Annotated in this window: 24 protein-coding genes; 9 read left to right on the top strand and 15 right to left on the bottom strand. The window is 51.5% G+C overall.

Annotated features, from left to right (window positions below; translation table 11 throughout):
- Positions 1-293 precede the first annotated feature (293 nt).
- From GO013_RS11220 to GO013_RS11195, 6 genes are all read right to left on the bottom strand, one after another.
- Entirely contained in the window at positions 294-524 is a 231-nt protein-coding gene (locus tag GO013_RS11220; RefSeq protein WP_163811150.1) for a competence protein ComEC, read from the bottom strand.
- A 4-nt stretch (positions 525-528) separates the two neighbouring features.
- Complete coding sequence (locus tag GO013_RS11215) at positions 529-1,953, bottom strand: diadenylate cyclase (RefSeq protein ID WP_163811148.1); 1,425 nt, start codon at positions 1,951-1,953, stop codon at positions 529-531.
- Positions 1,954-2,061: 108 nt separating this feature from the next.
- A complete protein-coding gene (locus GO013_RS11210; RefSeq protein WP_163811146.1) occupies positions 2,062-2,850 on the bottom strand; it encodes an HAD hydrolase family protein in 789 nt (262 codons plus the stop codon).
- Between the two features lie 309 nt (positions 2,851-3,159).
- Complete coding sequence (locus GO013_RS11205) at positions 3,160-4,380, bottom strand: ABC transporter permease (protein ID WP_163811144.1); 1,221 nt, start codon at positions 4,378-4,380, stop codon at positions 3,160-3,162.
- 29 nt (positions 4,381-4,409) lie between these two features.
- Positions 4,410-5,081 (bottom strand): DUF3431 domain-containing protein, encoded by a 672-nt coding sequence (locus tag GO013_RS11200; protein ID WP_163811142.1) that lies wholly within the window; start codon positions 5,079-5,081, stop codon positions 4,410-4,412.
- A 375-nt stretch (positions 5,082-5,456) separates the two neighbouring features.
- Positions 5,457-6,836, bottom strand: a complete 1,380-nt coding sequence (locus GO013_RS11195; protein WP_163811140.1) for an MATE family efflux transporter — start codon at positions 6,834-6,836, stop codon at positions 5,457-5,459.
- Between the two features lie 117 nt (positions 6,837-6,953).
- On the opposite strand from GO013_RS11195, the gene GO013_RS11190 reads away from it, so the two are divergent.
- The 3 genes from GO013_RS11190 (at position 6,954) to GO013_RS11180 (ending at position 8,582) form a co-directional block, all read left to right on the top strand.
- Positions 6,954-7,472 carry a MarR family transcriptional regulator gene (locus GO013_RS11190; protein ID WP_163811138.1) on the top strand — a complete coding sequence of 173 codons (519 nt, stop codon included), beginning with the start codon at positions 6,954-6,956 and terminating at the stop codon, positions 7,470-7,472.
- Between the two features lie 443 nt (positions 7,473-7,915).
- Positions 7,916-8,167 carry a helix-turn-helix domain-containing protein gene (locus GO013_RS11185; protein ID WP_163811136.1) on the top strand — a complete coding sequence of 84 codons (252 nt, stop codon included), beginning with the start codon at positions 7,916-7,918 and terminating at the stop codon, positions 8,165-8,167.
- A 10-nt stretch (positions 8,168-8,177) separates the two neighbouring features.
- Positions 8,178-8,582 carry a hypothetical protein gene (locus GO013_RS11180; RefSeq protein ID WP_163811134.1) on the top strand — a complete coding sequence of 135 codons (405 nt, stop codon included), beginning with the start codon at positions 8,178-8,180 and terminating at the stop codon, positions 8,580-8,582.
- Positions 8,583-8,635: 53 nt separating this feature from the next.
- Here the strand turns inward: GO013_RS11180 and GO013_RS11175 are convergent, their stop codons facing one another.
- The 3 genes from GO013_RS11175 to GO013_RS11165 all read right to left on the bottom strand — a co-directional run bounded on the left by GO013_RS11175 (position 8,636) and on the right by GO013_RS11165 (position 12,063).
- Positions 8,636-9,937 (bottom strand): ATP-dependent 6-phosphofructokinase, encoded by a 1,302-nt coding sequence (locus GO013_RS11175; protein ID WP_163811132.1) that lies wholly within the window; start codon positions 9,935-9,937, stop codon positions 8,636-8,638.
- Positions 9,938-9,998: 61 nt separating this feature from the next.
- A complete protein-coding gene (gene rfaE1, locus GO013_RS11170; protein WP_163811130.1) occupies positions 9,999-11,012 on the bottom strand; it encodes a D-glycero-beta-D-manno-heptose-7-phosphate kinase in 1,014 nt (337 codons plus the stop codon).
- A 112-nt stretch (positions 11,013-11,124) separates the two neighbouring features.
- Positions 11,125-12,063, bottom strand: a complete 939-nt coding sequence (locus tag GO013_RS11165; RefSeq protein WP_163811128.1) for a ParB/RepB/Spo0J family partition protein — start codon at positions 12,061-12,063, stop codon at positions 11,125-11,127.
- Positions 12,064-12,157: 94 nt separating this feature from the next.
- Here GO013_RS11165 and GO013_RS11160 point away from each other — a divergent pair, with 94 nt between their 5' ends.
- Positions 12,158-12,589, top strand: coding sequence for a hypothetical protein (locus tag GO013_RS11160; protein ID WP_163811126.1), 432 nt, complete (start codon positions 12,158-12,160; stop codon positions 12,587-12,589).
- A 64-nt stretch (positions 12,590-12,653) separates the two neighbouring features.
- Here the strand turns inward: GO013_RS11160 and GO013_RS11155 are convergent, their stop codons facing one another.
- From GO013_RS11155 to GO013_RS11130, 6 genes are all read right to left on the bottom strand, one after another.
- Positions 12,654-13,427, bottom strand: a complete 774-nt coding sequence (locus GO013_RS11155) for an AAA family ATPase (protein ID WP_163811124.1) — start codon at positions 13,425-13,427, stop codon at positions 12,654-12,656.
- A gap of 369 nt (positions 13,428-13,796) precedes the next feature.
- On the bottom strand, positions 13,797-14,804 hold the full coding sequence (locus GO013_RS11150) for an NAD-dependent epimerase (RefSeq protein WP_163811122.1): 1,008 nt from the start codon (positions 14,802-14,804) through the stop codon (positions 13,797-13,799).
- 410 nt (positions 14,805-15,214) lie between these two features.
- Positions 15,215-16,009 (bottom strand): hypothetical protein, encoded by a 795-nt coding sequence (locus GO013_RS11145; protein ID WP_163811120.1) that lies wholly within the window; start codon positions 16,007-16,009, stop codon positions 15,215-15,217.
- Positions 15,985-17,211, bottom strand: a complete 1,227-nt coding sequence (coaBC, locus tag GO013_RS11140; RefSeq protein ID WP_163811118.1) for a bifunctional phosphopantothenoylcysteine decarboxylase/phosphopantothenate--cysteine ligase CoaBC — start codon at positions 17,209-17,211, stop codon at positions 15,985-15,987. Before coaBC ends, GO013_RS11145 begins: the two co-directional genes overlap by 25 nt.
- A 4-nt stretch (positions 17,212-17,215) precedes the next feature.
- A complete protein-coding gene (locus tag GO013_RS11135; RefSeq protein ID WP_163811116.1) occupies positions 17,216-17,680 on the bottom strand; it encodes a hypothetical protein in 465 nt (154 codons plus the stop codon).
- A 47-nt stretch (positions 17,681-17,727) separates the two neighbouring features.
- Positions 17,728-18,405 (bottom strand): hypothetical protein, encoded by a 678-nt coding sequence (locus GO013_RS11130; protein WP_163811114.1) that lies wholly within the window; start codon positions 18,403-18,405, stop codon positions 17,728-17,730.
- A gap of 157 nt (positions 18,406-18,562) precedes the next feature.
- On the opposite strand from GO013_RS11130, the gene queA reads away from it, so the two are divergent.
- From queA to GO013_RS11105, 5 genes are read left to right on the top strand one after another with little or no spacing between them, the layout of a single operon-like run.
- Positions 18,563-19,645 (top strand): tRNA preQ1(34) S-adenosylmethionine ribosyltransferase-isomerase QueA, encoded by a 1,083-nt coding sequence (gene queA / locus GO013_RS11125; protein ID WP_163811112.1) that lies wholly within the window; start codon positions 18,563-18,565, stop codon positions 19,643-19,645.
- Between the two features lie 44 nt (positions 19,646-19,689).
- Positions 19,690-19,923 (top strand): 4Fe-4S dicluster domain-containing protein, encoded by a 234-nt coding sequence (locus GO013_RS11120; RefSeq protein WP_163811109.1) that lies wholly within the window; start codon positions 19,690-19,692, stop codon positions 19,921-19,923.
- Position 19,924: 1 nt separating this feature from the next.
- Positions 19,925-20,995, top strand: coding sequence for a 3-methyl-2-oxobutanoate dehydrogenase subunit VorB (locus GO013_RS11115; RefSeq protein WP_163811107.1), 1,071 nt, complete (start codon positions 19,925-19,927; stop codon positions 20,993-20,995).
- A complete protein-coding gene (locus GO013_RS11110; RefSeq protein WP_163811105.1) occupies positions 20,996-21,766 on the top strand; it encodes a thiamine pyrophosphate-dependent enzyme in 771 nt (256 codons plus the stop codon).
- Positions 21,766-22,308 (top strand): 2-oxoacid:acceptor oxidoreductase family protein, encoded by a 543-nt coding sequence (locus tag GO013_RS11105; protein ID WP_163811104.1) that lies wholly within the window; start codon positions 21,766-21,768, stop codon positions 22,306-22,308. The genes GO013_RS11110 and GO013_RS11105 overlap by 1 nt, the downstream gene beginning before the upstream one ends.
- The last annotated feature ends 87 nt before the right edge of the window (positions 22,309-22,395 follow it).

Here is a 22,395-nt window from a genome sequence, read left to right as displayed (position 1 = left end):
GAATACATTACTAATACGCCATAAGGCGAGGGTGAAGCCTGGCCTAATTAAAGAGAAAACAACGAAGAAAGGGAGTTCTTGACATGGTGCCGCATAAGAAACAAGCATTTTCACACTGAGTTTCATTCTCTCTCCTTGCTGGTCGTCCAAAACCGGATCGGACCGGGAAAGAAAAGCCTACTCGTCAAACAACAAAAAGCGACAGGATTTGTCACACGGACGTGACCATCGTGTGTCACATGTCGAATATTTTCGTGACAGAAGGAATGAGAAACATTCCAAAAGGAAACGGCTCATGGGGTTCGCAAATACACGGCCAGGGCGGCCAGTCCCCAGGCAAGGCAACAGAGGCCGCTGGTGGCAGGGATCATCCACCATTTCAATTGCACGGCCTTGCCTCGTAGGTTGAAAGCGGCGCAGCACCGAAAAAGCGACAGAATCATCTGCATCAGCAGCCCAGAAATCGAAAGGGCAGGGACAGCGAAAACCCAAAAAATCGGGTCGGAAATCCATGAGACCGTCATGCCGTCAACTCATGACCCAATCGGCCAGAAGCGGCGGACGACCAAGACCGCGTATCTGCCGGAAATGACACTGAGCGGTCAATTCCACGCCGTTCTTGATGATGGAGACGGGTCGGTCTGACGACACGACAACCACCACGATATCCTCGTGTTGAGCAGTGAACCGCAGTGCGGAATTGAATCGCGCTCCACGCGCCCGATTCTCGCCGGGAACGCATCGACCATCCATAAGGCATCCGAATCCGTACAATTGCAGGTCCCGATAAATATGCAGGCCGCCATCCAATTTCGCCAATGAACAGGCAAGTTTGAGCTGACTGCTTTCCTGAAGATCGAGCGGGGCTTCGAGGTGCTGCCCGGCGGTCTTGAGAATCGAGGCCCCAGCATCCACGATCAGTGTACATCCGTGTTTGCGGTCGCGCACCCGATTCACGATGTGCGACGCGATGCGGAGCAGGGTGTGTTGATCTTCCATGGTCAAATCGGTTTCCAGCAATTGTTCTTCGAGCTGCACCAGATTGGCCTTGAGATTCGAAGACAGGAAACGACCATCGGAAAAACTGCAAACCAAATCGTCCTTGATCCATAAAAATCCATGTGTTCCGCTAAATTGTGCCGCCAAATACGCACCGGGCATGGGACCGATCGCTATGCCGAGCACCGTGGAGCCGTCCGAAACCAGCACCCGACCGGAAAATTCCACGGCCTGCAACAACTTGCGAACGTGCTTAGTATCAAACAACCGGGGCTGTTCATGCAGGGGGAATCGACAGATGAATCGCACCTGGTCAAGCTGGCTCGGTTCCACCACCACGATCCGTCCCCGTGGCCACGCGCCTTCTTCCTTGGTTCCGGAAATTCCCATGATCGCATCCAGAAAAGGATAGACTCGAATTTGCGTGTCCATCCACCCGAGACGACTCCGTTTATCGACGATATAATTTCGGATGGCATGGGTGGCGCAATGTTGCAGCATGAATCCCGCCGTGTCCAACCCCATGACGTTGCAGGTCTCGAAATTTTGCGAAACGAGTTCTGCGGCGTATTCCAACCAGTTGCTCGTCGGGCCAAGAGAACACATGTCCGGGTGTTCCTCGGTAAACCACATTTGGTAGTGCATGGGCCGGGAATGCGCGCCCAATGTGATGATACCGGAGAGATCCAACCCAGCTTTATCTGACGAAATCACGTCCAGTTCCTGACCAAGCGGAAGCCGACCGCGCCAGCGGTTCGAATTGAGATAATAGTCCCGTAATTTAGGCTCGTGGCCTTCCAGCAAATTTTGTGGATCGCAGATGCGGGGTGGAGAATTGCGCGTCTGGGCATAGACCACAGCGGCTCTGCTGCGAGAGGAAAAATGGGACAATCCCTGACGAAGTCCATCCAGAATATGAAAAATGCAGATACTTTCAAACGATGCTTCAGGCATTCCGGCTCCAACAGTCTGAATCGCTTTCTCACGAGAATTCATATGGACGGTAGACGAAAAATCTCAAGGCTGTCCAGAAGGAAGCCCAAAATTTTCCCCGCCATACAGTTACTCCCTGGCGGCCTCCAGCAGGTCCGCGAGTTCCCTAATCACTCCCTGACCACCTCGTGCCCTGGTCACGTAATCGGCCATGGCGAGAATGGATGGATGCGCGTCGGCCGGTGCCACCTTGAACCCGGCAAGGGCCATGCCCGTAGCATCATTCGTATCGTTGCCCACGAACAGAATTTCAGCGACCGATATGGACCGTTTCTCCGCCAATTCGAGCAGGGCGGTTGCCTTGTCCCGAATACCGTGAATCGCTTCCAGTCTGATTTTATCGGCCCGGGCCTTGACCACGGGATTAACCTCAGTACTCAGGATGACCTGTTCGATACCGAGCGACCGAATCATGCCGACCCCCATGCCATCGCCCCGGTTGGCACGAATGGACTCCCGTCCCTCCTGATCCACCTGAACCGTATTGTCCGTCATGACGCCATCGAAATCATACACGATCAGCCTGATGGAGCGGGCACCGGACAATCCGCGTTGTACGAGCGAAATCATTTCACCGTCCAACCCGAGATAGAGCGGCCTGTCGCCCATGAGTTTTTCTGCCCGTCCTCCGCCGTGTTCCAAAATGGCAGAAGCGGCCCGGTCCGTATCCGAAACTTCAAGGGTCAAGACCACACACCCTCCGGCCATGGCGTTTTCGGTTTCCACCAGCCGAATGCTCTGACCAAATGGCCCCACCAGCACCGAATCCCGCGCACAATCAAATCCAAGGGCCTTCTTGTAAAATGCGGCAGACCGCTCTCGATTTCTGACCAATAGGGTGACAATAGGGGAGGGCATTTTTTCGACTCCTTTGAAAAGTTACTCTGAAATAGACCGTACCGTGGGTATGCAAACGACGCAACTGCTCTACGACATTCACCGGAAACCATGCACACCCCGAACCTTCAGATTTCACAAAAACCGGGGAGGGCGGTCCTGAAGACAAATTGAATTCAAACGGGTTACCGTTATTACAAGAATTTCTCTCGTCTTTTTCACATAAAAAGGAAAGGACACAACGTCAGCGTCTTGGAAACACGCAACATAGCACGCTATGCAGTAGTTTATAGCAAACTATTTTTATCTTCTAACACTTAAAATATTTGACTATGATTTCAAGACAGCGAGAATTTCGACATTGGCAGCCTGCCAGGCGGGGTAGGCTCCGGCCACCAGGCCGAGGACACAGGAACCAATGAGAGTCGAGACCAAACTGGTGGGTTCTATGATGATGGGGAGGTCGGCGATCGTGCATCCCACGATGACCAGAATAACCGTGGTCAACACCCCCAGTCCACCGCCCACGGCGGCCATGAGACCCGACTCGAAAAGAAACTGACGGATGATATCCCGACGTCGGCCACCAACGGCTCGGCGCACACCGATCTCAACTCGACGCGCACGCACGACCAGAATCATGATGGACAAAATACCCAGTCCTCCAACCCCAAAGGAAATGGACGACGTGATCCCTCCCAAGGTGGTCATCAGGGCCAATGCCTGTTGTTGCAACTGCATGGCGTCCTTGGGTGACATGGAGCTGAAATCGTCTGGTTCCCCCGGATCGATCTTATGCCGCAACCGCATGATCGATTGGACCGCTTCATCCACAACAGCGCGACTGGCGTCCTTGGACAACCGCAAAAACACGCCGCTGGTCCAGGTCTGGTTACTGGCCCGCCGCATATACGTTGAGATGGGCACAAGCATCACTTCATCCTGATCGGTGCCGGAAAGATCCCGGCCCTTGGATTCCATGACGCCAATAACCCGAAAACTGGCCCTGAACAGATAGATTTGCTGCCCGACCGCTTTGGCTGGCTCGTCAAACAACAATCGGGCGATGGTTTGCCCAAGCACGCAGACCTTGGCTCGATCATCCACTTCCTGCCAATTGAAAAATCGACCAAATACGGGTCGAAAATTTCGAATATCCTGATAATTCGGCCACGCAGCCAACAACTGCGCGGTCACGGCATTTCCGTTTCCCCGAATCTGCATGGATTGCGCGACATAGGGGGTGCCTTCCATGACAGAGGGGACTCCGGCGATCAAGGCCTGAGCGTCCTGAATGGTGAAATTTCGGGTCACTCCGGAAAGCCGGGCATTCCCGCTTCGGGTAAAACGCACCTCGCCCGCCATGACAGAGTAGAGATTCGGCCCAAGCTTTTCCGTCTCCAATTCAGCCCGTTTCACCATGATCGTGGACACATGCTGAACCCCGGTAAAGGCAAGTGCCCCCAAAAAAACGCCCATCATGGCCAAAATGGCGCGCAACTTGTGCGCCGAAAGGGATGAGACAGCGATTCTAAAATTGAGAGGCATCATTTTTCACCTTCCTCAAGCCGACGATTTGATCACGATGACACAGGGTAGCCCGAATTCCATGCCGTATTTCCATTGAAAATATGCTGCCACAGCCGTTCAAAGGCATGTCCGGTGTTGTACTCGTCAAACGGGTCTTGTTCAACCAAGTGCAAACAGTGTTGATAGAAAGATATTGGCCGGGTTCGAATACGATCTCCTGATACACAAAAATTGCCCGTAGGCGCACGCACGATCAACTGTTCGGGCATGGGGACATGAAAAAGCTCTTCAAACACCGCACCGACAGGAATATCTCGCCCCCATCCGGCCCAACGGCCCTTGTTCTCCAGCTTCCGCAGATCATGAGGCCGCCCCAGCCGGTCACATTTGAGTTTGAACCAAGCCAGGCCTTTGAAGGGAAGGGCGCGATCCACAACATCCACAAGCTGCTTCCGCAAGCCGTCAACATCGGTTCTACCACGATCATCAAGGTGATCGAATGGGTCTCCCTGTACAAAAACATTCATCGGAGAAAGGGTCTCATACTCGTTGACGATATGCGTGAAATATGTGTGGGCTTCTCGACCAATATTCTCCAATTGGCGGGCATTTTCCGCTGGTGCATCACTTTTGTCGTACACGACAGAGTTATACCCCAGCCGCTCAACCCAACTGACATCCTCCGTGTATCGCGCAACGATCACCGTGACAGCGTCATCCATTCTTCCACCTTTCAAATTTTCGATTGACCACACGGTGATCACTATCGTTTTTCAGCCTTGACTCTGCTGATAAAAACCGCTTTTGCCGTCATTATTTTTTGCAGCAACCATTTGCACACTGATTTTATCCCGATCAGACAGACGTGATCACACAAAAAATCACGAAAAAGTATCACAATTTTAATAAGATAGGCAAACTCTACACATTTAGTCATCAGATTATCATCACGGGAGCATCGCATCTGGACATTCACAAAAAATATCACTCTTTCCTGATATTCCAGGGTCTTGTACGCCTCGTACATACCGTATTTCACCAAGCAACCATTTCACGATATCGCAGTCGCTGTCGTGCTTCAATGGCTTTTATCCAACTCAGTCGGGAATGACCCGGATATGTCTCCACGGTCCCTTATAAAACCGAACGACGAATGACACAGACATGGTCAAGGCATACAAGAGCAGGAACGTCCATGGTGCATAAATCTGTCGAATCCCGAGATAATTGAGTATCAACAGGGGGATAACAATACACATCATGGAACTCAAAAACATGGTTTTCATAATGTATTTAGTATCGCCAGCCCCTTTCAATCCACCCACGTGGACCACGGCTACCGCGTCAATCATGGTAAACACCGCCGTAAATTTCATGAGCATCACGCCCATGACCAACACATCATGAAAGTCTGCCGCCGATTCGCCACGAGCCTTGAACATGTTCATCAACACGTCCGGCAACCCGATAAAAAGCACCGCCATACAGGCCATATAGACAATCGCCAAATGCAGGACTGAACGGGTCGCATAGGCAGCCTGATCCGGTTTGCCGTCGCCCATGGCCTGTCCGACCATGACACTGGCCGCAACGTGCAGTCCGATCGTGGGCAAAAATGCAATGTTATAAATGGAAAAGACCGCATTGGTCGCAGCCAATTCGACTTGACCAAATCGACCGATCATGAAGACGAAAAACGACACCGCAAACAGATCAAGAAAAAACTCCACACCGCCCGGCAGCCCGAACCGCAAAAAACGCGTGAAGAGTTTCCGATCAAACCGCCACCCTGACCGCACTCGATACCATTTTTCATTCTCAGCGGTAAAAATCAGACAACTGTAACAGATCACAGGCAGGACATACCCGGTCACTGTTGCCAATCCCGCGCCGACAATACCCAACTCGGGAAACGGACCAACACCATTAATGAAACAGTAGTCCAACGGCACGTTCACGATCATGGCCAGCAAACTGATAACCATGATCGGCTTGGTCATGCCCCGACCAGAGTAGAAACAGGAAAGACACCCGCTGACAACAAACGCACCGCCACCCACTGTCAAAATCTTGAAATACGCAATCTCCAACTCAATAACCTGGGGAGGGTGCCCACTGAGTTCAAACAGGGGCCGGGCCAAAAACCACAGGGATGCCAGCACGACCCAGGCCGGAAGACAGAACCACAACCCTTGCCACAAAGACCGGCCGACGTCTTCATGCCGTCCCGATCCGGTAAACTGGGCCACGAACACACCGGCGTATTGAGCCACACCGAGAAAAAAGGCCAGAAACATGAACGCCGTCACACTGGCCGGCACAGAAGCCGCCAACGTGTCGGTCGAATAATTGCCCAAAAACATTCGATCGGTAAACGTCATCACCGTCGAAGACACCATACTCACGACAAGCGGAAAACCGATGACGAGGGCTTCTTTGTAGCCGCCTTTCGCCGTCCATCGTTCCATCACATTCATACCTATCTCCAAACACATTCAGTATCCAAATGTGTATAAATATTTGTTTTATTTTTTCCGTCACCACGTACCCCGTTTTTACAAATCCTTCTGTTCTCTTGTCCTTAGGAAGACTCCATGATAGTGGACTTCTTCCATACGAGATACACAGGGATATATATGTCGCACGCTGATACTTCTTTCTTTTTTACACGTATTTCAAATCTTTATCGACTTTACGCAAAAGCATTGGACGCTCGACTCGAGCCATACAACGTCCGGCCGGGATATATCGAAATCCTGAACAAACTCTGGCTGCAAGACACCATCACACAAAAACAATTGCATGCCCAACTTTCCATTGAACAAGCCACTCTGTCCAATACTTTAAAACGTATGGAACGTGATGGATTGATTCAACGGAAACGAAGTCACACAGACCGTCGCAGTGCGCTCCTGCTCCTGACGGATACCGCAAAAGACCTTCAAAAAACCGTCCACGCAGCCGTGACCGATCTTCAGTCGGTTGTCAACCAGGGTCTTTCTATTAATGACAGACGGTACTTTGCCAAAATTCTTCACCAAATGACGACTCATCTCGAAAGCGATGTCGAAAATCCCTGCCTCGTTCTTTTTGATGAAATTCTTGAAAAATAGAGAGAACTCCAACCATCCACAACTGCCCACGGCCTCTTGAGGAATTCGCTTTTTCTTGAAACGTCCGGCGGTCTGCCTGCCAAAAAACAGTTCTCAATCCACCCACCATCTTCGGAAGTGGGGCGCTGTGTCGCCACGGCAGCAAATTATCAGTCCGCACATGAAAAATCGGTCGCCATGGGCTGTTTTTTCTTTTTTTCTCTCAATCCATCGAAAAACCGATAAAAACCCGCGATCCCTTTGCATCATTGAACCTTTTCCACACCGATGCAGTCATGGCCCAATGCCCTTTTGCACTGGAGAAAACAACAACATACTGTAATTCCAATCTATCGACATTATTCTAGATTATATCTAGACAGCATGTGACATCATTGTACTTTGTTGACAATCTTTGACTCCTTATGTCAAAGATTGAACATCATACGTCAAATAGTGACATTATGAATACCAAAGAAGCACGCACGCCCCCAACCTTGTTTACAGTCCGTGAAGTTGCGGACTTTTTACGAGTGCATCAGCGAACAGCGTATCGACTCATTACACGCGGAAGTATCAAAGCGATCAAAATCGGTAGCCAATGGCGGGTACCGGAAAAAGATCTCATAGAATTTATAGAGAGTGGATGGAAGGTTGCCGCGTCCAAAGCCAAAAAAGGCCGGAAACCCGATCAATTCAAACTCCCCTTGGACTAAGGAGAAAAACATGTCAAAAAAACCAATTGGCGGTCACGGCGGAAACGATCCGATCCTCACTGTCAATCTGCCCAATGATTTTGGACAAGACATGGGTGTTACCGGCCACCTGATCGGCGAAGAAATGTACTTCGACGACAATACAGGGATGCTGACCATGGAAAAGCTGTACCGGGATGAAGAGGGCGCACTCGCCTATGGAATCATCTCAGCTATTGGTCATGCCCGGGAACGACGCGCGTACACCATCGAGGAACAGGACGAAAGTTGCATCGTCTCCAACGGCAGCCTCAATCTCGAATTTTCCTACGATGAACTGTTTGAGCTGCTAGCCGTTGCCATGGCCGCTGAAGTGGAAAGCCCGAGCAAACAGGTCAACGAACAGATTCGCCGCAGGCTGGCCGCCAACGAATAATCCGAATTTCCTGAAAGACAACGAAAGGGAGGGGCGTGTGCCTCTCCCTTTTTTTATTCCATGTAGATATGCTGGCCCGTGGATTCCATCACCGCGCACCAATAGTCGGAATCAATATTGATATTTCGCCGCTTGACGGTCACCAGGTCGAGAGGCAGATGAACCAGGCTTGATTTGAGCCGCGTCACTACCATGCCTGTTTTTCCGGCCATGGCCGCGTGAACGGCATTCTGTCCAAGGAATCCACAATAAATTCGATCACCCGCATTGGCCGGAACCGATCGAATAATATAACTCGGATCGATGAACTTCAAATTCATTTCCAATTCGCGATCGCGACAATGCTGTTTGAGCTGCGTGATGATATGTCCGCAAATATCACCCAACTTCGGATTTCCTGAGGGATCGCGTTCCAACGTTTTCCCCAACACATCCTGTCCGGCACCTTCTGCACACACGATGATTGCATGATCTCGATCACGCAGCCGTCTTTCAACCGCTTGCAGCAGCCCGTTTTCCCCTTCAAGGGTGAAGGACTTTTCCGGAACGAGCAAAAAATTCACTTCCTGAAGGGCGAGTGTGGCCTGCGCCGCGATGAATCCGGCTTCGCGCCCCATGAGTCGGACGAGTCCCACGCCCTTGTCCACGCCGGTGGCTTCGACATGTGCACACTGGATGGCTTCGGTGGCCTTTTCCACGGCAGTGTCAAACCCAAAGGAGCGACTGATGAAATTGATATCGTTGTCGATGGTCTTGGGGATGCCGATAACCGCAATCTTTTTCTTGCGGTCCGAGACCTCTTGCACAATGGACTTTGCGGCCCGCATGGCCCCATCGCCGCCAATGACGAACAAAATGCCGATATTGAGTCTTTCCAATGAATCGACAATTTCTTCAGAGTCTTGCAGTCCTCGCGACGAACCAAGAATAGTCCCGCCAAACTGATGAATATGCGAGACATTCTTCGGGGTCAGCTCTTTGACCTCATACCCATACTTTGGAATGAAACCTCGTAGTCCGTTGGAGATGCCGAAGACGGTATGAATACCGTAGTGGTAGTGGGCCTCATTGACGATGGAGCGGATCACGTCGTTGATACCGGGACACAACCCGCCACAAGTGACAATGGCGCACCGGGTCTTTGACGGATCAAAATAGACTTTTTCCCGTGGCCCGGCTTTTTCGAATTCCTTTTGCAGGGTGCCTGTCTTCAACTCAGTCAGTTCATCTGACGTCAACATCAATTGCAGGGGAGATGCCTCGTTGACATAGCGAGGATTTCTGACTGGGGTCTGTATCTTGGCAGGTCCTAATGTCGGAATATCTGTCGAGAATTCAAGGTTCTTTGTCTCCATCGCTCACGCTCCAACGGTTATTCATGCCGCCCTGCGAATCAAACGGGCACGGCGTCTCAGTTCAACTTGTCCACAACGAAACATCTGGCTCCGGAAGTTCGTCCATAGATTCGAGCAACTCCGCAGGTGTCGTGGTTGCTGCACCGACCTGACCGACCACAACGCCAGCCGCATAGTTGGCCAAGGTGCAGGCGGTCAAAAGATCAACCCCGGCGGAGAGGGCAAGTGCCGTGGTCGCGATGACTGTATCACCCGCTCCTGTCACATCAAAAACCTTTTGAGCAAAGGTCGGGATATGGTGAACCGTGTCCCGCCCCTCGAACAGTGCCATACCATCCGGGCCAAGCGTCACTAAAAGATTGGTACACTGCAATCGATCAAACAGCACTTCACCGGCCTTGAGCACAGACGCCTTGTCCGAAACCGCCATGGATGCACCTTCACCCGCTTCCTTGGTATTCGGTGTCAAAAGATCAACTCCGGTATACAAATCGTAATTCACGGTTTTCGGGTCAACCAACACTTTTGGGCGGGGCGAGCAGGTCTCGATCAACACCATGAACCGATCCATGAAAGAACGAGAAATCAATCCCTTACCGTAATCAGAAAGGATGATGACAGGATAATCCTGAACAACAGATTCAATGGTTGTAAAAAGTGCTTCCTGCGTCGCATCACTCAAAGGAGCAACCAGTTCGTGATCGACACGAACCACCTGCTGATTGTGTGCAATGACCCGCGTTTTCTTTGTCGTGGGGCGGGTGACGTCGCGAACAATCCGCGTCTTGAGTCCAGCCTTTTCACACAGATCGTCAAGCAGGCATCCATCTCTATCATCACCGACTACGGTGACGAGCAGAGGGGAACCGCCCAAATCAGCAATATTTCGTCCCACGTTCCCGGCGCCGCCAAGGACGACTGATTCCTCACGGACGTTGACCACTGGGACCGGGGCTTCCGGAGAAATCCGATCCACGGTTCCCATCAGGTAATGGTCGAGCATAAGATCACCGATTATCAATACATTATGTCCAGCCAGCGAAGCGACCGCTTTTCGAATTTTCTCTCGTGCCATCTTTCTGAATTCCATGCTTCATGCGTTATTCGTGTTACAGCAAACAAAGTGTCATCATGCACGTCATCACACTATGATTATCACCAAGCAATCAATTATCCATCAGGACCTCTTAGAAGTAGGATTCAGCGAGCAGACCGGAAAGGCCTCCAAGCTTTTCCACAACAGACCGCAAATCGTCTTCTGAAGCATAACTCACGGTAACTTTGCCTTTTTTCGACGATCCGGAAATTTTGACATTTATACCCAACGACTCGGACAACACCGACTGAAGATCTGCCAAACGAGGGTCCAAAGGCGTGCTTTTCGATGTGCCTGCCTTAGGCGTCCCTTTGGTCCCGACTTCATCTGCGCCCGGCAAACGACCATGTTCTTTGAAAAATGAAGCCTGAGCCTCAGCCTGACGCACGGTCAATCCATTTTCGACGATCCGACCATGAAGGGCCTTCTGTGTCTCGGCATCCGCAACCGCCATGATCGCCCGTCCATGTCCAGCAGAAAGGGCACTGTTTTGGATATCTTGCTGCACACTGTCAGGCAGATTGAGCAAACGTAATGCATTGGCAACAGCAGATCGGCTTTTCCCAACCTGTCGCGCCAGCTCTTCCTGACTCAATCCGAACTCCTGCTGGAGCCGCTGGTAGCCGAGCGCTTCTTCCACAGCGTTCAAATCTTCGCGCTGCAAATTCTCGATCAGGGCGATAGCCAGGCTTTCCTGGTCAGACATTTCCCGAATCAACGTCGGAATTTCTGTCAGGCCCGCTTTTTTAGACGCCCGTAACCGGCGTTCACCAGCGACCAGCTCAAAACGATTATTCCCGAGAGAGCGGACCAGAATCGGCTGGAGCACCCCACGAGTTTTGATAGAAGAGGCAAGATCTTTCAGTCCGGACTCTGAAAACTCTCGACGAGGCTGATGGGGATTTGGCGAAATCGCTTTCAGGGAGATCATCCGAACTTCTGCGGAATCGGCTGTGACCTTTTCATCTTCACGGACCCCACCCAACAGGGCATCAAGTCCGCGTCCCAATCCTCGATTACCTGACATCATAACAATTCTCCTCACACGTCTGATTACACGCTTGCTCATTGTGGCCTGAATGCCTATAAAACCCCGAAGACAAGCGAAACCAATCGGAGTAATCATGTCTGATCACATTAATGAACTCTTTGACAAAGACGGCAACCTCATTGGAGCGTTGCTGTCTGCTGAAGCCTGGACTACTGTCAAGAAGCCGGTTTTGGACACCCTGGGCATTGTTGACAATCATGCTGAACCTGAAAGGCCCGAACCGTTGGCCGACTGGGAAACCCTCAAACAGTACTGGGATTTTCCATACCCGGTCGACACCGATGTGGCCTGTGAACACTGTGGCAACTCCACCCAGGATTGGGCCAAGGATGACCCACGTCTCTTTAGATTGTCCAGTGCAAACCTCGCTGGCCTTGTGTGCTTTAAGTGCATGAAGTGTCAAGCCAAGATTCTAAAAAGGCATTTCAAAGACGAAATCACCACAGAATGTACACCATTCCAGTCTTCAAAAATATCATCTAAAGAAGGCCGATACTCTCGCTGATCGCCAGATTCTCACTTGTCCCGCCATGATGAACACATGGCGGGTCGCCTGCACTAAAAACATCTTACGCCCTGACAGCACTGCTTCTTGAGACCTCCTGAGCAAGCGCCAGATAGGCCTCGGCCCCTCGTGATTTTATATCATAGTTGATTACGGGTTTACCAAAGCTCGGAGCTTCCGATAACCGTACATTCCTCGGAATAATTGTTTCGAACAAGTGCTGAGGGAAGGCTTTACGCACTTCGTTTTTCACCTGCCAAGACAATCTGTTTCTGGAATCATACATGGTCAGCACCACGCCGAGAATTCCCAATTCGGTATTCAGACGTTTTCTCACCAGTTCATATGTCATGAGTAATTGAGCAATTCCTTCCAGTGCGTAATATTCACACTGCAATGGAACCAACATCTCTTTGGCTGCACACAGTGCATTGACCGTCAACAAGCCAAGAGAAGGAGGGCAATCGATTATGATGAAATCATATTTTTCATCAACGGTATCCACCAGCTCTCGCAGATAATATTCCCGCCCGAACTTATCGACCAGTTCAATTTCCGCCCCAACCAGATCCTGCGTCCCTGGCAATAAATCCAGAAACGGGACCCCAGTTTCACAAATGGCCTTCTCAATTTTTTTGGGATTGAAGAGGGCAGTATAGATATTCTCTCGCTGGTCGGCAGGGTAGAACCCCAACCCACTGGATGCGTTTCCCTGAGGATCGCAATCGACCAGCAACACCTTTTTTTCCATGACCGCCAACGACGCCGCAAGGTTCACGGACGTGGTTGTCTTGCCGACGCCACCTTTCTGATTTGCTACAACAATTCTTCGTGCCACAAAACCCTCGCTTTCATGCTCCAATTCACTCTCAAATGGATATTTCGAGTGTTTCACGTGAAACATTTACCCCGCATCCAATGTTTCACGTGAAACAAAAACCACTCTTTTCCTCTGCCATTGGTAGGCTGAAACAAAAACTAAGGCAAGTGCCGTTCAGCAAAAAGGGGAGAAATACGCAAAAAAACATGATCTTCACGCAATCATCGAGGAATCATGATCAAGAATCACCCCTATACGACACAAAAAAATCAGACCCTCAACACGGGTTGAGGATCTGATCTATAGGCGACCATGTCGCGATCAGGCGAAAGGGGACAGGCTGCGTCACCCTGTGGATGACATCAGAACGTCTCCAGACGGTCTGTTCTATTTATTATAATATTCGCGGTACCAATCAATGAAGTTCCGGATACCGACTTCGATGGATGTGTTGGGTTTGAAATCAACATCTCTGACCAGATCGCTGACATCGGCTTCCGTAGCAGGGACATCGCCTGGTTGCATGGGCATGTAATTATAAATTGCTTTTTTACCCACGACTTCTTCGATGACTTCGATGTACCGGGACAGCTCGACAACAGCATTGTTGCCGATATTGTACACGCGATAGGGGACCTTGCTGGAGCAGGGGTCCGGAGCGTTCCCGTCCCAATTCTCATTGGGCTGTGCAGTATGGTTGACCACACGGACAACGCCTTCAACAATATCATCAATATAGGTGAAGTCCCGTTTCATCTTTCCATAGTTGAAAACATTGATGGGCTTTTCTTCAAGAATATTTTTAGTGAACAGGAAAAGAGCCATGTCGGGACGGCCCCAAGGACCATACACCGTGAAGAAACGCAACCCTGTGGTCGGCAAGTCATACAGGCTGGAATAGGAATGGGCCATCATCTCATTGGACTTCTTGGTCGCTGCGTACAAACTCATGGGATGATCGACACCTTCATGCGGATTCAACGGCATTTTGGTGTTCATTCCATAGACAGAACTGCTTGAAGCATACACGAGATGCTCGACCTTATTGTGACGGCAGCCTTCCAAAATATTCAGAAATCCAACGACATTTGAATCGATGTAGGATTTGGGATTTTCAATGGAGTACCGAACGCCAGCCTGAGCAGCCAAGTTGACAACATGCGTAAATTTCTCGGCGGCGAACAGATCGCTCATGGGCTGATCGTCCTGGAGATTGATATTCACATGACGGAAAAGAGGGCTTTCGCCAAGAAGCGCCAAACGAGCTTTCTTGAGATTCACATCATAATAGTCATTGAGATTGTCCAAACCAACAACTTCATGCCCCTCACCAATCAATCGTCTGGAAAGGTGGAACCCGATAAATCCGGCAGCACCGGTGACAAGTATCTTCATATTTTTGTCTGTCCCTTATCCCCAACACTCTGGTCGGGATTAATGGTTGGGAATTGCATTTCAAGCGTCGCCGCCCGATATCATCAGCAGGTATATCGACACAGCGACATGTCAATGTGTCACCCGCTCATACTCCACACATATCACACAGCGCAAGTGTGAAAAAAATCATTTCTTGATACAGCGTGGTCATCTTTTTTAAAAAAACCACGTAAAAAATATGTATCAGCCCAAAATATCGGCTTAAACGCCCGGAAAGCCTTGTGCAGCAAGGGTTTTTCAAGGCATCTCCCAAAACTGCGACGAGAGACGTTTTTAGCTGGAAGAGGGGCGAAGGGCCGCCGAGGCTGCACGAGTCTCTCTCAAAGGGAATATGAACGAAAAACGGTCAAAAAGACTCAAAAGATCAATTAGAGCCGTATCTTGAACAATTCCTCAACGGATATTTGCTGTTCGTGCGGAAGCAAGGTCACCAAGTGTGAAAGCGGGGCCATTTTGTGCACGGTCACATATTCCAGCATGTGCGTTGTCACATTCGGGTCGGCATCAGGCAGAACAATTTTCAAGGCTTCTTCACCAAAACAGACAATGTTCGGCGCGCGCCATTGTTCCCATCCCTGCCAAAACATCTGTGTACTCGGTTGAAGTGTTCCATCTTTCAATGCCGCGACCGGCCAAAAATTCATCGTCCCTTGCGGCCACTTGAGATGAGCCTGAATGTTCTTCAGTACAGATGAACGCCGATGGTCAGGCTGACCACCAAAATCCAGCCCAAGCTCCATATACGTCATGAGGACTTTAGGCGCAGCGGAACGAGCAAACCGCATGAATCCATTCCACGGAGGAGGAAAGACGGGGGCAACGGGGCGTTGTGCTGGTTGCTGAACCCGGGTCTGCATTGGCCGCTGAACCGGGGGTTGAACCGGCTGTTGCACCGAGCCGTGTGTCGAGTGCTGCGACGGCGATATTGGCTGAGAAGATGTCCCGTGAGCCGGGTATTGGGCCGCCGGTTGCCGAACCGAAGAAGAGGCCTGTTGCGAAACAGGATGATCCGCTTCCGGCTCGGTCGTCACGGCGTGCTGTGAAGAACTATTTGAAAGGGCAGCTTCACCCACGACTGCTGTGCGCAAAACAAACTCAAGGCCGGATTCGATCCACGGCCTCAAGCTTTCTCGCGTTTTCAGTCGAGCAGAAGGTGATCCCATAATCTCCACGCTACTTCAGTTTTCGGCAGTTGCGACCACAATTCCTTGCGGCCCTTGGCATCCAACACAAAGACCTGATTTGTCGGAACACCAAATCCGCTGCCGTCCTTGGAAATATCATTGGCCGCAATAACATCGAGATTCTTGGACTCAAGCTTTCTTTCGGCCTGTTCTCGAAGATGCCGTGTTTCGGCCGCAAAACCAATGAGTTTTTGCGAACTCTTTTTGCACGTCCCCAAACTCTTAAGGATGTCCTTGTTGGTCTCGAACTCAATTGACAAACCGGCGCCAGCCGTGCTGGTCTTCTTGAACTTGTCAGTGCCATACGGAACAGGCCGATAATCGGCCACCGCAGCGGTCAAACATCCCATGTCCATTTCAGGCCACAGATCCATGCACGCTTCGTACATCTGCTGGGCAGTGGTCACAGACACACGGGCGATTCCGACAGGAAATTCGAGTTCGGTCGGTCCGGTCACAACAGTGACATCCGCTCCGCGCAAGTAAGCGGCCACGGCCATGCAGCCTCCCATGAGACCACTGGACGGATTAGACCAAAACCGGACTGCGTCCCAGGGTTCCCGAGTGGGTCCCAAGGAAACAAGCACCTTTTTCCCAGCCAGATCCTGAGGACTCAGGGCCTTCAAGGTCTCAATAAAAATAGCGTCAACAGGAGCCAGTCGTCCAGTTCCCGTATCGCCACACGCGACATGACCGGAATCGGGCTGAATCCGAATGTACCCCAATTCGCCCAGCATGTCCCAATTGCGCTGGGTGGCCGGAGCCGCCCACATGCGGGGATTCATGGCTGGAGCAATGAGCTTGGGACCGGAAAAAGCCAGAGCCTGGCACGACAGCATGTCGTCAGCCAGTCCAAACGCAAGCTTGGCCATAGTGTTGGCCGAAGCCGGGGCAATCACCATGACATCGGCAAGCTGCCCTGGTTCCAAATGATCGAACGTAGTATCTGAACCGGAATTCGCTTCAAACATCTTCGTATACACCGGGGATGCCCCCAATGCTTCAAAACTCAACGGCTGTATAAACTTGGTACAGGCCTCGGTCAGCACGGTGGAAACCATGCACTCGGATTCCTGAAAAGAACGCACCAAATCAAGTGCCTTGTACGCAGCAATGGAGCCGGTCACTCCCATATGGACGCGTTTGCCCATGAAACCGGAAAAACTGTAATGAGATTGCATTGAATTATTTACTCTTCAGGCCATGACCTGTCTCTTTGACTTCAACGGCAAATATGGTGGTTGTGGCTGTAGCGAAACTATCATCAATCTGAATCACACAGCTTTTGTTGAATTTCTCAAAATTCAACACATGCACCTTACTTGCCTTGTTATTGGAGAGCAGCGTCCAATTGTCCTTGGTCATATTGTTCACGAAATACTGCACCAGCTCCATGACTTCGACCCGACCAGAAAAACGCATGATCGCCGCACGAAACTTGGAATTGTCAAGCTTGTAGGAGTCGTCAGCCTTATAGCTGATCTCCTTGGGAATCATGATGTCGTCAAAATCGAGATAATAGTCCGGTTCCTGATATTGAGCGGAAGGGGACTGACCAGACACATTTCCGGTGGACGTCGTGCCCGTGGTCGTACACGCCATGAGTCCCAATACACACAAAAGCGGCAGTACCAATCTGAAAATACGCATGTGGTCTTCCTCCGAATACACTGAAATTTACTGATGCCTGCACCGATTCAAGACGCCGACGCCTTGAGCCGATCTATCTTGTCTTGCAGATATTTTTCCATCTCACGCCGATCCTTGCGAAGCCGTACAAGCTCCGACTCAAGAATCTGCAACTTGGCTTTAATGTCCGAAGTGTCAAACGTCAACTTGACCGTCATTTCTTCGATCTCGGCGTCTTTCTGCTCCAAGGCCTTGGTCTGCTCCAAAATTTCATCTGGCAACCTCGCCTCGGACATGGGCAGTTCCTTCAATTTTTTCTGACTACGCGCCAAAAGAACAAACGCAGTCTTGAGCTTCTGAATGTCTTCCTGCTGTGAATCAATGATGGTCTTCTGGTCGGCAATAACGCCCATACAGGCAGCAACCTTGCCGATAACCTCATTGAATGTGGATGCCAATTCCATGGAATTTTCCCGAGGAGCCACACCCGTGATCGACGAATGTTCCACCTCGATCGTCCGCGGAAACTCTGTCCGCAAGATCTCGTCGATCTCATTCGTCACACGGCCTTCACCGTAGAGTCGAGAAATTCGTTCGAAAATAACAAGCGATTCTTCAGGATACTTGGTGACACGGCCCATCTTGCGGCCGCCAAGGAAATCCTTGAACAGCGCAGCATACCGACGGGCGGTCGGTGCGGGGATTCGAGTGCGTTTGGCTATCTCAGCCACGGAAAGCCAATTCATATTTATGGAATACCATGATTACCACCAATATCAAGCCCCAAGCGAAAAGCGACCGTTTTGCACACAACATGCTGATATTACAGGAAAAGAAAAAGATTCCGTTGCATTTCCAGGTGTTGTACAACACAAAGTTCCTCCAACCGATGGATATATATTTATGGAAATACCCGAAGATTACCTGCTTGAAAGCTATAATTACGACCTTCCAGAGGACCAGATCGCCCAAGAACCGGCTGATCGTCGTGACGGATCACGCCTTTTGGTGCTCGACCGCACAACGAACACAACGACCGTGTCCACCTTTTCTGATCTGCTGGATCACCTCCCGGACAACGCCTTGCTCGTGGCCAACAATTCCCGAGTCATTCCGGCCCGGGTTTTTGGCACCAAGCCTACAGGTGGACGGGTCGAATTTCTGCTGCTCACCCCGTTGCCGCTCATCCAGTCTCGTGAAAAAGACGGCTGGACAACGGCCACAGTGGAAGGGCTGCTCCGTGCCTCGAAAACACCAAAACCCGGAACCACCATCACCTTTACCGACACGTTTTGTCTGGTCGCAGGGACAGCGGGCGAATTTGGTCGTTGGCAGGTCGAACTGCAATGGAAGGGCGATCTGACAGAACTTTTCACCGAGTTGGGGCACCTGCCACTGCCTCCCTACATCAAACGCCCGGATTGCGAGGCAGACAGAGAACGGTATCAGACCACCTATGCCAACGTAGACAAGACCGGATCCGTGGCCGCACCCACCGCCGGACTTCATTTCACGCCGGAAATACGGGGAAAAATCCAAGACAAAGGGATTGAATGGGCGGAAGTCACACTGTATGTCGGCTATGGCACGTTCAGTCCGGTCAGGGCAAAAGACATCCGTGACCACCAAATGCACTCGGAATATATAGAGGTTCCCGACTCTACCACCGCAGCAATTCTGAAGGCCAAAGCCGAGGGTCGCCCGGTCATTGCGGTGGGCACTACCAGCGCACGAACCCTTGAAGGCATGGTCCGAGAGTCCGGCAAAATCGGACCATTTCAGGGAGAAACAACTATTTTCATATCTCCGGGCTATGAATTCAAGGTCATCGATGGCATTCTAACGAACTTCCATTTGCCAGAATCATCGCTCATCATTATGATCTCGGCTCTTGCTGGAAGAAAGACTATTCTCTCGGCCTATGAACATGCCTTGAAAAACGGCTTTCGCTTTTTCTCCTACGGAGATGCGATGCTTATCATATAGACGGCTTTAACCTTTTACTATCATTCACAGAACTGGAGTAATACATGTCTCGAATCGAGGTCCAGGAAGATCGGTGCAAAGGGTGCTTGCTCTGCACCACCGTCTGTCCTGTTGACATCATCGTCCAATCGGACCGGTTCAACCTCAGTGGCTACAAGGTCGCTGAAGTGCCCGAAGCTGATGCGGACAAATGTACAGGTTGCGCATCCTGCGCCACTATCTGCCCAGATGTGGCAATCACAGTGTATCGCACCCCAAAGAAAAAGGGGGGCAAATAGTATGACCAAAAAAGCAGAACGCATTTTTGTTAAAGGAAATGAAGCCATTGCTCGCGGCGCACTCGCTGCCAAATGTCGCTGTTTTTTCGGGTATCCAATCACCCCTCAGAACGACATCCCCGAATTCATGTCGTCTGAAATGATCAAGGCCGGCGGCGATTTCGTTCAGGCCGAATCCGAAGTGGCCGCAGCAAACATGCTGCTCGGAGCCGGAGCAACCGGTGTCCGCGCCATGACCTCTTCCTCATCCCCGGGGCTTTCCCTGAAGCAGGAAGCCATCTCGTATATGGCCGGTTCAGAAGTCCCGGCAGTTGTCGTGAACATGAACCGTGGCGGACCGGGTCTTGGTGACATCGGCCCGGCCCAGGGTGACTATTATCAGTCCACCCGAGGCGGCGGGCACGGCGACTATCGCCATTTCACCTTTGGTCCCGGCACCGTGCAGGAAGCCTATGACCTGACCATCCGCGCCTTTGACATCGCCTTTGAACACCGGACTCCGGTTCTCATCCTCGGCGACGCCATTCTCGGCCAGATGAAAGAACCGATCACCCCGTGGGAACCTGAAGATGTTGACGAAAATGGCGGACGCGACTGGGCCATCACCGGCCGAGACGGTGGACGCGACAAACGTCTCATCAAATCACTCTTCCTCGCAGAAGGTGAACTGGCCGAGCAGAACAAACATCTGCAAGCCAAATATGACGCCTGGACCGATCTGGCAGAATGTGAACAATTTGAAACCGAAGACGCCGATCTCATCATCTGTGCCTACGGTTCCATTGGCCGCATCGCCAAGACCGCTGTCCGCAAATTCAGGAAAGACGGCAAAAAGGTCGGCCTGTTCCGACCCATCACCCTGTACCCGTTCCCGTCTGCCGAACTCAAGGCACTGGCCGAGCAGGGCAAACGCTTCCTGACCATCGAACACAATCTGGGCCAGATGCTCGACGATGTCCGCCTTGCGATCCGCACAGTGACCGATTCGGACTTCTACCCGATCTATCCCGGTAACCTGCCCACCCCGGACGAGCTCGAGGAGCCAATCCTCAAATGCTTGGAGGGTAAATAAATGTCAGATACACACGAAAAAATAGTATTCCAGAAACCGGAATCCGTTATCGATCGTCCCACCCACTATTGTCCCGGGTGTCACCATGGTGTCGCCCACCGACTGATCGGTGAATTGCTGGACGAGATGAACCTGGCGGAAAAGACCCTCATGACCACCTCCATCGGGTGTTCGGTCTTCCTGTATAATTACCTGAACGTGGATGCGGTCGAAGCCCCGCATGGTCGCGCACCCGCAGTCGCCACCGGCGTCAAACGTTCACGTCCGGACCACTTTGTCTTCACCTATCAAGGTGACGGCGATCTGGCCTCCATCGGCATGGCCGAAATCATGCACGCCGCCAACCGTGGCGAAAAGATCTGTGTTGTTTTCGTCAACAACACCGTCTACGGCATGACCGGCGGCCAGATGGCACCCACCACACTCATCGGACAGACCACGACCACCACTCCGGCCGGTCGGTGTCAGACCCATGAAGGTGCGCCCATCCGCATGACCGAGATCATCGCCTCCCTTGGCGGTGTCGCCTTTGCGGCTCGCGGCTCGCTGGACTGCGTCAAGAACATCCGTCAGGCCAAAAAGTACCTGAAAAAAGCCTTTGAATTCCAGCTCAACAACACTGGATTCGGTTTTGTGGAACTGCTGTCTGCCTGCCCGACCAACTGGAAAATGACCCCGTTGCAGGCCAACGAGCGCATCCAGAAGGAAATGATCCCGTACTACCCACTTGGCGTGTACAAGGACGTATCCGAAGAAGGAGGTGTCTGCTAATGCGGTACATGGATACCATCATCGCGGGCTTTGGTGGCCAGGGCGTCATGCTCATCGGCAACCTGCTCGCCTACGCAGGCATGAAAGACGACCTCAACGTCACCTATATCCCGGTCTACGGCCCGGAAATGCGTGGCGGTACAGCCAACTGCACCGTGGTTCTTTCTCAGGAAGACATTGGTTCGCCCATTATCCTTCGGCCCAAATCCCTTATCGCCATGAACCGCCCGTCTCTGGACAAATTCCAGCCGCGCGTGGAAGACGGTGGGATCCACATCATCAACTCCTCACTCATTGACATGGAGTTGGCTGATACGGATCGGCTGAAATGTTACGGCGTTCCCTGCAACGAGATCGCCGACGAGCTGGGCAACACCCGCATGGCCAACATGGTCGCCATCGGCGCGTTTGTGCAGGCAACCGGAATCATTCCTCTCGACGCCGTTATCGGCTCGCTCGAAAACGTGATTTCCGCTCGCTATCACAAACTTATTCCCGCCAACACGGAAGCCATCAAGGCCGGAGCCAAGCACGTCAGCTAGGCACCACCGAAACAGCACTTATACCGCGCCCTGTCAGCACACGCTGGCAGGGCGTTTTCCGTGTTCAAGGGACCGCTTCATCCCGTC

It is taken from the genome of Pseudodesulfovibrio sp. JC047, assembly GCF_010468615.1.
In the GTDB taxonomy this organism is placed as follows: Bacteria; Desulfobacterota; Desulfovibrionia; order Desulfovibrionales; family Desulfovibrionaceae; genus Pseudodesulfovibrio.
This window is presented reverse-complemented; position numbering and strand designations above follow the sequence as displayed.

Coding starts and splice junctions, on each gene's coding strand:
- rfaE1 (WP_163811130.1), bottom strand. CDS start 11,012: ATGGCACGAGAGAAAATTCGAAAAGCGGTCGCTTCGCTGGCTGGACAT.
- GO013_RS11110 (WP_163811105.1), top strand. CDS start 20,996: ATGTCAGATACACACGAAAAAATAGTATTCCAGAAACCGGAATCCGTT.
- GO013_RS11150 (WP_163811122.1), bottom strand. CDS start 14,804: ATGAAGATACTTGTCACCGGTGCTGCCGGATTTATCGGGTTCCACCTT.
- GO013_RS11205 (WP_163811144.1), bottom strand. CDS start 4,380: ATGATGCCTCTCAATTTTAGAATCGCTGTCTCATCCCTTTCGGCGCAC.
- queA (WP_163811112.1), top strand. CDS start 18,563: ATGGAAATACCCGAAGATTACCTGCTTGAAAGCTATAATTACGACCTT.
- coaBC (WP_163811118.1), bottom strand. CDS start 17,211: ATGCAATCTCATTACAGTTTTTCCGGTTTCATGGGCAAACGCGTCCAT.
- GO013_RS11185 (WP_163811136.1), top strand. CDS start 7,916: ATGAATACCAAAGAAGCACGCACGCCCCCAACCTTGTTTACAGTCCGT.
- GO013_RS11210 (WP_163811146.1), bottom strand. CDS start 2,850: ATGCCCTCCCCTATTGTCACCCTATTGGTCAGAAATCGAGAGCGGTCT.
- GO013_RS11175 (WP_163811132.1), bottom strand. CDS start 9,937: ATGGAGACAAAGAACCTTGAATTCTCGACAGATATTCCGACATTAGGA.
- GO013_RS11215 (WP_163811148.1), bottom strand. CDS start 1,953: ATGCCTGAAGCATCGTTTGAAAGTATCTGCATTTTTCATATTCTGGAT.
- GO013_RS11165 (WP_163811128.1), bottom strand. CDS start 12,063: ATGATGTCAGGTAATCGAGGATTGGGACGCGGACTTGATGCCCTGTTG.
- GO013_RS11190 (WP_163811138.1), top strand. CDS start 6,954: ATGATAGTGGACTTCTTCCATACGAGATACACAGGGATATATATGTCG.
- GO013_RS11220 (WP_163811150.1), bottom strand. CDS start 524: ATGACGGTCTCATGGATTTCCGACCCGATTTTTTGGGTTTTCGCTGTC.
- GO013_RS11195 (WP_163811140.1), bottom strand. CDS start 6,836: ATGAATGTGATGGAACGATGGACGGCGAAAGGCGGCTACAAAGAAGCC.
- GO013_RS11180 (WP_163811134.1), top strand. CDS start 8,178: ATGTCAAAAAAACCAATTGGCGGTCACGGCGGAAACGATCCGATCCTC.
- GO013_RS11105 (WP_163811104.1), top strand. CDS start 21,766: ATGCGGTACATGGATACCATCATCGCGGGCTTTGGTGGCCAGGGCGTC.
- GO013_RS11200 (WP_163811142.1), bottom strand. CDS start 5,081: ATGGATGACGCTGTCACGGTGATCGTTGCGCGATACACGGAGGATGTC.
- GO013_RS11135 (WP_163811116.1), bottom strand. CDS start 17,680: ATGCGTATTTTCAGATTGGTACTGCCGCTTTTGTGTGTATTGGGACTC.
- GO013_RS11120 (WP_163811109.1), top strand. CDS start 19,690: ATGTCTCGAATCGAGGTCCAGGAAGATCGGTGCAAAGGGTGCTTGCTC.
- GO013_RS11115 (WP_163811107.1), top strand. CDS start 19,925: ATGACCAAAAAAGCAGAACGCATTTTTGTTAAAGGAAATGAAGCCATT.
- GO013_RS11145 (WP_163811120.1), bottom strand. CDS start 16,009: ATGGGATCACCTTCTGCTCGACTGAAAACGCGAGAAAGCTTGAGGCCG.
- GO013_RS11130 (WP_163811114.1), bottom strand. CDS start 18,405: ATGAATTGGCTTTCCGTGGCTGAGATAGCCAAACGCACTCGAATCCCC.
- GO013_RS11160 (WP_163811126.1), top strand. CDS start 12,158: ATGTCTGATCACATTAATGAACTCTTTGACAAAGACGGCAACCTCATT.